The 11490-nt window shown below is 34.9% G+C and carries 5 protein-coding genes; 4 read left to right on the forward strand and 1 reads right to left on the reverse strand.

Annotated features, from left to right (window positions below):
* The 3 genes from F6K22_RS16075 to F6K22_RS16085 all read left to right on the forward strand — a co-directional run.
* On the forward strand, positions 1 to 1820 hold a 1820-nt coding region (locus F6K22_RS16075), incomplete at its 5' end, for a calcium-binding protein (protein ID WP_293099624.1).
* Positions 1821 to 2420: 600 nt separating this feature from the next.
* Positions 2421 to 2630 carry a hypothetical protein gene (locus F6K22_RS16080; protein WP_293099627.1) on the forward strand — a complete coding sequence of 70 codons (210 nt, stop codon included), beginning with the start codon at positions 2421 to 2423 and terminating at the stop codon, positions 2628 to 2630.
* Positions 2631 to 3250: 620 nt separating this feature from the next.
* Positions 3251 to 8680, forward strand: coding sequence for a trifunctional serine/threonine-protein kinase/ATP-binding protein/sensor histidine kinase (locus F6K22_RS16085; RefSeq protein ID WP_293099630.1), 5430 nt, complete (start codon positions 3251 to 3253; stop codon positions 8678 to 8680).
* A gap of 563 nt (positions 8681 to 9243) precedes the next feature.
* Here F6K22_RS16085 and F6K22_RS16090 read toward each other — a convergent pair.
* Positions 9244 to 10128: a UTP--glucose-1-phosphate uridylyltransferase gene (locus F6K22_RS16090; protein WP_293099633.1), complete on the reverse strand. Its 885-nt coding sequence runs from the start codon at positions 10126 to 10128 to the stop codon at positions 9244 to 9246.
* A 722-nt stretch (positions 10129 to 10850) separates the two neighbouring features.
* Between F6K22_RS16090 and F6K22_RS16095 the strand changes: the two genes are divergently transcribed.
* Positions 10851 to 11490 (forward strand): calcium-binding protein (locus F6K22_RS16095; RefSeq protein WP_375340163.1); only part of this gene is annotated, 640 nt, incomplete at its 3' end.

Raw genomic sequence — 11490 nt, forward strand, 5'->3', positions numbered from 1 at the left:
TGGGAGAATTTGCTAGTGGATTAGACCACTTTTTCAATGTAGGAATTAATCAAGGGTTGCAATTTTCCCCATTTATCGATTTAGACTATTATAAACGGGTGGCTAATCCAGACCTTGTGGATTTGACTAATCAGGCAGCTTTAGATCACTTACTTGAAATAGGGATCGAAGAAGGTCGTTTATTTTCTCCCTTTGTCGATCTAGAATTTTACAAACAAGCTAACCCCGATCTAGCTAATCTTAGTAATTCTGAAGCTTTACTTCATCTCCAAAATTTTGGCTTAGAAGAGGGACGACAGTTTGCCGAATCTGTTAATCTCGAAGAATATCGCTCTTTTAATCCAGAGCTTGCCACTCAAAGTCTGACCAATGCCTTTATTAATCTAACGACTCAATTTGCTCCTGATGATGAAGGGCGAATTCGTTTTCCTTTACTTGCAGCTCGAACATCTTTTACTGATGAACTTGATATCGTTACCCCAGAAATGTTAGAGGGTGGGGTTGATGTGACATTAACTTACTCGAAGTCAGCAAATACAGTGGTTTTGGAAGCTGATTTTACAGGGTTACCTTACAGAATAGATATTGCTCGAGAAAATGATGCTTCCACACCTTACAATCAATATCCAGTATCCATCGAAGATGCGAGATGGCAACTTTGGATACTAACCCGTATTAATACAGTTGAAAGTAATTTTTGGTACGATGGTCAAACTGGGGATCTTATTGGTAATGAGTTTGATATTTTTGAGACAATTCCAGAAACTAATACAGGCATTGATGTTAACAATGACGGCATCGAAGATATAGCTCTTGCTTTGCCTGTTGTTCACCAAATTAGTACGCCAGTATTTGAAGGGAACCCAGATGGGACCGGAAGTTTTACCTTTGAATTTGCCTATGACCAATTACTTGATGAACAAGGGAAAGGAGGAGCATTCTTTACAGAAGCTCCTTATAACATTAACCGACCTGAAGAATTTGGACCTTACTATACCCAAGGCGGTCTGCCTATTACTGAAGCTCCAACTTTTGATGATGTTTTAGAAACAATCCGTTCTCCTTTTGGTTTTAGTATTGGTCATAGTGCTGAACCAGAAGTTAAACCCGACTATCTCCTTTCTCGTGCTAGTTTAATGATTGGTTTTACCAATTTTTATCCAGACCAGATTCCAGATAATGTCATTTTTGAACCCATTGAAGGTATTTATCGATTTACTGAAGCAACTGACCTTGTATCCAACACAAATGAACCAGCTCCAGCTCGAGCTGCAGCTATAGAAGCCGAAAAAGAGGATATTTTTGGAGATTCGGGCGACAATATCTTTGATGCAGCCGATCCTAGTGATAATTTTGATGGTAATCAAGATAGTGTTTTTGCTGGAAATGGTGATGATTTAATAGATGCTAGTCAAGGGACTGCTCCTTCGTTTCCAAGCACTCTAGGTAACAACCGTCTCTACGGTAATCGGGGGAATGATACCTTTTTTGCTGGAGAAGGGGATAGTTTATTGGGGGGAAAAGGAGATGATACCTTTATGATTCTTGAGGGTGGCAACAATATTATGACTGGAGGGGAAGGATCGGATATCTTCTGGATTAGCACTACTGGACTCCCGACCTCAAGTAACACGATTACTGATTTTGAAGTGGGAATCGATCAAATTGCCGTTGGTGGCATTGGTGTTAGTTCAGTCAATGACTTAGATATTATCCAAAGAGGTGCAGATACGGTAATTTCCATCTCTGGTATTGAGCTATCTGTGCTGAACAATATTCAAGTTAGTGATCTCTCAGAAGGATCTTTATTCTTTGGTTGAGGACTTAACAAATACAGGAGTATTTGAGAACTTAGTTAGTTAGTTAGGCATTGTACTTTTTTCTTATCTGAGTCGGAACGAAAATACCTTGTTTCAGACTTTTCTCAATGATCTAATTATCTTTTGATAAATGGCGATCGCCTAAACAGAGTCAAAAATTGAGTAAGCATGGCTAAAATACATACTGCATGAGGAATCTTCTCTAAAATGCCTAAGGAATGAAAATTAAATAATATCCAGAATTTATGACACTTGTTTAATTTTCATTCCTAACTGGGAACAGGCAAGATATTTTTAGCAAAAAGGTACGGAAAATGATTTTTTCAGGAACTCTTACTTTTATTGCTGATGCTCAATAAATAGCAAGTTTATTTTCTGGAGATATCTAAAATAATTCGACAATTATTAGCTAATTTTATCTCTGGTAGCATTGGTATTATAAAGTATGGTTCAACAATTAATAATTAATAATTAATAATTAATAATTACCTCTTCCTATAACGGATAGGATTTTGCTCAAAGGAATTTTTTTCTTCTCTTGGTCGATTGGATATGGCGAGGTTTCTTCGTCATATCCAATCGACCGTTTTTTCTCCATGAATGGAGAGGCTTTATACCATTTATCAAAAAGAATGCTATACCCGATCGGGTGGGGAAGTGTGGGAAGTAGTAGGGACGTTGCATGCAACGTCCGTACGGGAGAGGTTAAAAGTAGGAAAAATATATACTAACCGACTAATAATTGTTAAAAAAAGACAAAAAATCTTGGTAATTATTGAGGTGTTGAAGTATAGCATTAATGTATGGTAATTGGTATTATACCTTAATGTTTCGGTAAGGAAGGAGGCTTTAGTTATCTAGGAGAGAAGGCTTAAAAGCAGGAAAAAACTTAAATTTCCTGTAGATATTCACGCCTGGATTTATACAAACAATACCAGCGGACATATAGCACTACGTCTTTTGGTTACAACAATAAATTTTGGTTGTAAGGCAACAGGGAATAGGGAATAGAGAACAGAGGAATTTCCTAATGTATTTGCGTAGCGGTATAATAGACTTGTCGCTAAATAGACGGAAAAAATCGCTCAAATTAAAACACAGCGTAATTCCAGACGTTTGAAATTGGGAATAGCTAAAATTCTTACTTGACTTGGGTTTGCCAGTTTTGTTAGTTATAAAGCGACAAGTCTAATATAAAATTTTCAGAACTTGTATAGATAAATCAAGTGATATAATAGTAAAATTATCTCTAGTAAATAATTTTGTTTCTTTGGAAGCCTCGAGAAGCGAATTAGACTGATTTGATACTCAAAAATAGACTAATTGTACACATATAGGAGTGATTGCCATAGAGTAAATAAGAAGAAAAAAACTGTTATTGCTCGAAACTTCTATAGTTCCTAATTAGCCATAAATTGCTTGAATTTGCCATGATTAAACTACCTAATTATAATATAACTCAACAAATTTATACAGGCACCAGAACTAAGGTTTATCGTGGATTAAATACAATAAATCAACAACCAGTAGTCATCAAAGTTCTCAATAAAGAATACCCTACATTTTGGGAATTATTACAGTTTCGGCATCAATATACAATTACCAAAAATCTGAATTTATCAGGAATTGTTAAACCTCTGTCCCTAGAAAAATATGGAAATGGTTATGCCCTAATTATGGAAGATATAGGGGCAGTATCCCTCAAAAAATACCTGAGTAATCAAAAACTGAACCTGCCAAATTTTCTTTTACTGGCAATTTCAATAGTGGAAATTTTAGAAGATTTATACCATCATCAGATTATTCATAAAGATATTAAACCTTCTAATATTGTGATTAACCCAGACACAAAAGAAGTGAAATTAATTGACTTTAGTATTTCCACATTATTACCAAGAGAAACTCAAGAAATTATCAACCCTAATGTTCTTGAAGGCACCCTCGCATATATGTCTCCAGAACAAACAGGAAGAATGAACCGAGGTATCGACTACCGGAGTGATTTTTATTCTTTAGGAATTACATTCTACGAAATACTTACAGGTCAATTACCTTTTGTATCAAAAGACCCCATAGAATTAGTTTATTTTCATATTGCGAAAGAACCGACTCCACCTACTGAATTAAACACAGAAATACCTCAAATTATCAGTAATATTATTCTGAAAATGCTCGCCAAAAATGCAGAATACCGCTATCAGAATGCTTTCGGATTAAAACAGGATCTAGAAACCTGTTTAAAATATTGGCAAGAAACAGAAAAAATTCCTGCATTTGAGTTAGGAAAGCGAGATATTTCAGACCGCTTCAGTATTCCCGAAAAACTCTATGGTCGCCAAAGTGAAGTTGAGAATTTATTAGATGCTTTTGAAAGAGTGGCTCAAGGTGGCAGTGAAATAATGTTAGTAGCTGGTTTTTCAGGAATAGGAAAAACAGCAGTAATAAACGAAGTTCATAAACCAATAGTTCGTCAACGAGGCTATTTTATTAAAGGAAAATTTGACCAATTTCAACGCAATATTCCTTTTAGTGCATTTGTACAAGCATTTCGGGATTTAATGGGAGAATTGCTGAGTGAAACGGAAAATAAATTACAGGAATGGAAGAGTAAAATCCTCTCAGCATTGGGTAAAAATGGGCAAGTAATTATTGAAGTTATTCCCGAACTAGAATTGATTATTTCTCCTCAACCAGAGGTGGAAGAATTATCAGGAATTGCGGCGGAAAATCGGTTTAATTTACTATTTTTAAAATTCATTAAAATCTTTGCGACTAAAGAGCATCCGTTGGTAATTTTTTTGGACGATCTACAGTGGGCAGATACAGGTTCTTTGAAGTTGATGCAGTTGTTAATGAGTGAAAAAAATAGTGAATATTTATTATTGTTAGGAGCTTATCGGGATCATGAGGTAAATCCAACTCATCCCTTAATATTAACATTAGAAGAAATTGTCAAAACTGCAGCAATTATTAATACTATTACTTTAAAACCTCTGGAACTAATTTCTGATGTAAACCCCTTAGTAGCAGATACACTTCATTGTTCTGAGGAAATAGCATTACCTTTGGCGGAGTTGGTAGCTCAAAAAACTCAAGGAAATCCTTTTTTTATTACTCAATTTCTCAAAGCATTGTACAAAGAAGAATTAATTACGTTTAATTATGAGGTGGGTTATTGGGAATGTGATATTACTCAAGTAAAATTATTGTCTCTGACAGATAATGTGGTGGAGTTTATGGCAACTCGTCTGCAAAAATTGTCACCACAGACTCAAGAGGTAATGAAATTAGCAGCTTGTATAGGTAATAAGTTTAATTTAGAAACTTTAGGTATTGTATCAGAAAAATATGTGGTAGAAACAGCAAAGAATTTGTGGGAGGGATTGCAAGAAGGATTAATTTTACCGGTGACAGAAGTGTATAAGTTTTATAGTTCTCAAGACTCAAATATATCTACAGATTTTCAGGGAAGAGAAACAGATGCAAGTTATAAGTTTTTGCACGACAGGATACAGCAAGCTGCTTATTTGTTAATACCGGAAGAGCAAAAACAAGCAACTCATTTAAAAATCGGGCGATTATTATTAGAAAATATTCCTGAAACGGAAAGGCAAGAGAAAATTTTTGATATAGTTAATCAGTTAAATTATGGGGTAGATTTAATTGAGGAACCTAGGGAAAAAGAACAACTAGCTGAGTTAAATTTAATGGCGGGAAAGAAAGCTAAAGTTTCTACTGCTTATAATGCGACGGTGAATTATTTGAATACGGGTCTGGAATTGTTAGAAGGTAATAGTTGGGAAAGGAATTATGAATTAACATTAGCTCTATATTTAGAAGCAGCAGAAGCTAGGTATTTGATCGGCGACTATGAGCAGATGGAACAACTAGCTCAAATTGTACAGCAACAAGCGAAAAATTTATTAGACCAAGTTCCCGCATACATAGCCAAAATTCAGGCAGAATTTGCTCAATACCAACTTATAAAAGGTATCGATATTGCCACAATAATTCTCAAAAAATTAGGATTAGAATTATCCCCCAGACCAGAAGAAGCAGACTTACTTTTTGGAATAGAAGAAATTCAGTCATGTTTAGGCGATCGCTCCATTGAAGACTTAAAAAAACTTCCACAGATGACCAATACCGAAAAGCAAGTTGTAATGGAAATTCTTGGATTAATTGGAGGTTCAGCTTTCCTTAGCGGTTCCCCCCTATGGTCAAGTATCGTTTTTGCCATCGTTACTTTGTCTATCAAGTGGGGAAATACATCTGCTTCTGCTTATGGGTATACCTGTTACGGAATCATGCTGTGGATCAAGGGAGAAATTAAAGCAGCTTATGAATTATCTCAGGCAACATATTACGTATTTGAGTCCTGCGGTGGAGATGCTATCAAAGGAGTAACAGTAGCAAACCACCATCTTCGCCATTGGCAAGAACATTTACGAAACACCTTACCCTCTTTCCTAGAAGGCTATTCCCTTACCTTATCTAGGGGAGACTTAGAATTTGCTGCTTACAATATCTTTTTACACTGTCTTCATTCCTACTATATTGGGGGAGAATTAACAGAACTTGCTCAGAAACTTGATGATGCTATTGATACTGTTGTTCAAATCAAACAAGAAACTTTTATAACGCGGTTACAAACAAATCAACAAACTATTCTAAACTTAATCAACCCTCGTGCAAATCCCTGTATGTTAGTTGGCGAAGCTTTTGATGAGACAAAAACACAGCCTCAAGATCCTCAAACACTGGTATACCTAAATTTCCACAAACTTTATTTGTGTTATCTGTTTGGTAATTATCAGGAGTCTCTCAAAATTTCTCTAGCAACACAACCAAATCTCCATATAGTTACCTCTCACTATATCCAGGCACTTTTTTATTTTTATGGTTCTTTAATTCAACTTGCTCTTTACAATCAAGGTTCAGAAACAGAACAACAAGAGTGGTTAGAACAAATTACCTCCAACCAGGAACAGATGAAAATCTGGGCGCACCATGCTCCAATGAATTATTTACATAAATTTCATCTAGTGGAAGCAGAAAAACATCGAGTGCTTAATAACTATGTAGAAGCAATAGAACTATATGAACAAGCGATCGCTGGCGCCACAGAAAACGAATATATTCAAGAAGTTGCTCTCGCTAACGAACTCGCCGCTAAATTTTATCTAGAGTGGAATAAGAAAACTATTGCCCAAGCATATTTGATCAAAGCTTACTATGCTTATGCTCAGTGGGGAGCATCTGCTAAACTCAAACACCTAGAAAAATCCTACGGCGAACTGCTTAAACCACTACAGCAACCAGAACCTAATTCTACTCGTAGCTTAACTACTGAAACTATCACTTATACAACCAGTGACAGTTCTGTCGCGCTTGACTTCAGCAGTTTAATCAAAGCAACTCAAGCAATTTCCGGAGAAATTCAACTAGAGAATTTACTCTTAGTTTTGATGCGAGTTACTCTCGAAAATGCTGCTGCTCAAAAAGGTTATTTAATCCTAAGTAACGGAGAAAATTTAGTCATAGAAGCTAGAGCTATTCGTGATAGTAACCAAGAGCAAGAATTACAACTAACAGCAAGAGAGTGTCTCCCTATTGACTCCACCTCGGAGCTTCCTACTTCCCTGATTTATTATGTGGCGCGTACTCAAAAAACTGTTGTACTTGATGATGCTACTAATGAAACTAAGTTGGCTGCCGACTCTTACATTCAAAACTATCAACCCAAGAGTATTTTATGTATTCCCATTATGAATAGGGGTCAATTTATTGGTATATTATATCTAGAAAATAATCTCACTCTAGGAGCTTTTACTAGGGAGCGCCTAGCAGTCTTAAAAGTTCTGGTTACTCAAGCAGCTTTTTCCCTAGAAAATGCCCAGCTTTATGAAAACTTATCTGTCGCTAAAAATCAACTAGAAGAATATAGTCATACCTTAGAGGATAAAGTTAAAAAACGCACGGAAGAATTAAACGAAAAAAATCTACGTTTATCTGAAACTCTCAAAAAATTACAAAGGACTCAAGCTCAATTAATTCAAACAGAAAAAATGTCTAGTCTCGGGCAAATGGTAGCCGGAATTGCTCACGAGATTAATAATCCCAACAATTTTATCTATGGCAACATCAATCACGCTATTGAATATAGTCAATATTTGCTAAGTTTTATCGCTCTTTATCAAGAAGAATATCCTCATAATACAGCTAAAATAGAACAATTAAGAGAAGAAATCGATTTAGATTTTTTAACTGAAGATTTGGAAAAATTACTAAATTCTATTAAAAGTGGTTCTGAAAGAATTAAAAAAATTGTGGTATCCCTACGGAATTTTTCTAGATTAGATGAGTCGGATATGAAACCTGTAAATATTCATGATGGTATTGATAGCACTTTACTGATTTTACAAAATCGACTCAATTCTCAAAGAGGAAAATCGGAAATTAAGGTGGTTAAAAATTATGGGGAGCTACCATTGGTTAACTGTTACACGTCACAACTAAATCAAGTATTTATGAATATTTTGAGTAATGCTATTGATGCTTTGGAAGATATGAGAAAAAATGAGAGTGAATTAGAACAGCAACCTACTATTACTATTACTACGAAAATTACCACAAACCGGACTGTAAAGATCAAAATTGCTAACAATGGTCCTAGTATTAGTCTAGAGCATCAAAAGAAGATATTTGACCCATTTTTTACTACTAAACCAGTGGGTTCTGGTACGGGTTTAGGTTTGTCAATTAGCTATTCAATTGTTGTGGAAAAACATCAGGGCAAAATAAGTTTTAATTCTGCTCCAGGAAAAGGGGTAGAATTTGTTGTTGAGATTCCATTGTAATTAGTATCAATTAATTCAAATTAAATCTATCTAATTATTAGGGGATTATATGATATAAATTCTCACTTCTTACTTAGGGTTTGCTGAATAAAGCAGAGTGTGGGGAGGGTGGGAAGACAGAGAAAGTAGGAGGAATAATTGTTCCTTGATTTTTCTACCCTTGGTCTCCCTAAAATCCTAACTTTTTGGTAGTTTTAGCTGGAAAAGTTGCTCTTTTTCGGGATGAAAAAAGACTATAACCTTTATATATAAATACTTTTAGATTTATTCAGCCAGCCCTACTTATATCATGTTCGGGTAATTACTTATAACAAAGTTTTTGTTTGTAGTTAGGCTTTAGCCCAAGCAATACTTATATTAGGGCTAAAGCCCAACTACGAGCCTAATTATAACTGTTCTACCGGACATGATATTACCTCCACTATACAATACTGATGCTATCAGACTTGATATTAATCAAAAAATCATAAATCTCAATACCCAGAAAAAATTGAGCAAATAATTATGATGCTAAATCATCAATCTTTATAGTCAGTTTTTTTCCGAGTTTTCAGATTTTTCCGTCAATCATTACGAAAATCAATCATTGTTTGCCGATACACATCTGGCATCCCGGTGTCAAAACATCGCCCTTTCATTAAATACCCTGTCATTCCTTCCAGTCTTTGCAATTTATCCAAACAAGATGTCAGTTGAAATTCTCCTTTTTCCCTAGCATTTTGTTTAATGTTTTCTTCTAGATAATCAAATATTTTTGTTGTCAAGACATACATCCCAAAAACTCCTAAAAATTCATCCTCTTTCATCCCTGATACATGAAGTTTTTCTCTGGCATAATTTAGGTCTGGTTTTTCATAAATTGTATCAATATCAATTAGACCGTCGGCAACTAAATTTCCACTAATACAACCATAATGATGTATTTCTGTTCCTGGGATAATTCTCACGCCAATTAGACTTTGATTCGCCTGTTCGTAGACTTGCAAAATTTGACTTGCACAGGTTTTTTCCACATCAGAAGCATAAATATGGTCTCCCAGTAATAGCAAAAAAGGTTCATCTCCCACCCACTCTTTAGCACAGAAAACTGCATGACCATAACCTGCTTGTTCAGATTGAGTTAAGAGAGTAATTTTGCTACCTAAATTTTGTAAATATTGACAATATTCTTGTTTTTCCGCAGAGAGCTTTTGATAATAACTGGGGAGAGCTTGGAAATAGTCTGTAAATACTGGGATATCGCTTTTTTGTACAACTATTCCAACTTCCTCTATTCCACCACTTATTGCTTCCTCAACAATTATTTGAATTATTGGTTTTGCCCTACCATCCTTGTCGATAATGGGAAATAGTTCTTTTTTCACAACTTTACTCGCTGGAAACATCCGCGTACCAAAACCTGCTGCTGGAATTACAGCTTTTCTTACCTTTGCGATTGATTCTGTCATATCTTTTTTATTTTTGTTTATTTGTGGGTTAACTAATAAAAAAATAAGTGTTTTGCTAGTTTTTACAGTTGTATCAATGTAATTTTTAATCAGCAGGAAGCAATAAAAATTTTGACTTCTACCACAATATAGATACTATAAATATTTTTGAAATTGGATAATATCATCAATCGTTTACTAAGTCAATATTTTTCTTCTGGTTTGATAGTGGAATCTGCTTTTCAAGATTGATTAGATTATAAATATTTATTGTTGGAATGGGAACAAATACTTTTATATTGCGTCAATCACTAAATTTTACTGGATAAATTGAGAACGGAAAAATTATTACATCAGACTCAGTTAAGGAGTTTAAGAGCTTTAAGGGTTTTAAATTCTAAGGATTCAGGGTAACTGTAATAGAAAAGTATTAACTGTAATAAATAAAGTTGTCATTTTTGACCGCAATGGCTAAGATGATATAGAGAAATAAATTTAAGGGTGCATTGGAACAGAGAAAAAGTGGAAAATTCTCTAGATATTTATAGTTATGTCTATAGGGAATGTCATTGATAAAAACAGTAATACCTAGGAATTTTGCTAGCTCTGAGGCAAAAAAATAGAAGTAAATATGCCAAATAACATTGGTCTAATCTTGACTAATAATTTTTTTTGTCAAAAATTAGGTTGCTGTGCAAAAAATTCCAAATTTGCATTGATTTTAGTAAGGAGAAAAAAAACAAATGGCTCAATTCTTTGGTTCAAACGGAACAGATAATATCAAAGGTACCCAAGAAGATGATATTATCCGTGGTCGTGGGGATGAAGATAAGCTTGATGGTAAAGATGGTAATGACTTTATTGATGGTGGAGCAGATGATGATGACCTAGAAGGGGATGACGGTAATGATACCATATTTGGTGGTACTGGTGATGACAAGATAGATGGTGATGATGATAATGACTTGATTTTCGGTCAAGAAGGTGATGATGATATTAAAGGTGGAAAGGATGAGGATAGTATTTCTGGTGGTAGTGGTGATGATAAAATCAAGGGTGATGATGGTGATGACTTGATTTTAGGTGATGATGGTGAAGATACTCTCGAAGGTAAGAAAGGAAATGATATTCTTGTTGGAGGTCTTGGTAGTGATAAGCTCCGTGGAAATTCGGGTGATGACATCTTTGTTTATACAGCGCTTGGTGAAGGTATAGATGAAATTAGCGATCTAGAAGCTGACGATGATACTATTGGTATTCTTGCAGAAGTATTTGACCCCAATAACACTCAAGGCATAAATTTTGTTACATCTACTAATGTTGATAGTGAAGATGTAGCTACTTTACTGAGCGATTCAAATTTCTTAGATAGTCTCAACATAG

This window comes from Okeania sp. SIO2F4 (genome assembly GCF_010672385.1).
GTDB lineage: Bacteria > Cyanobacteriota > Cyanobacteriia > Cyanobacteriales > Microcoleaceae > Trichodesmium.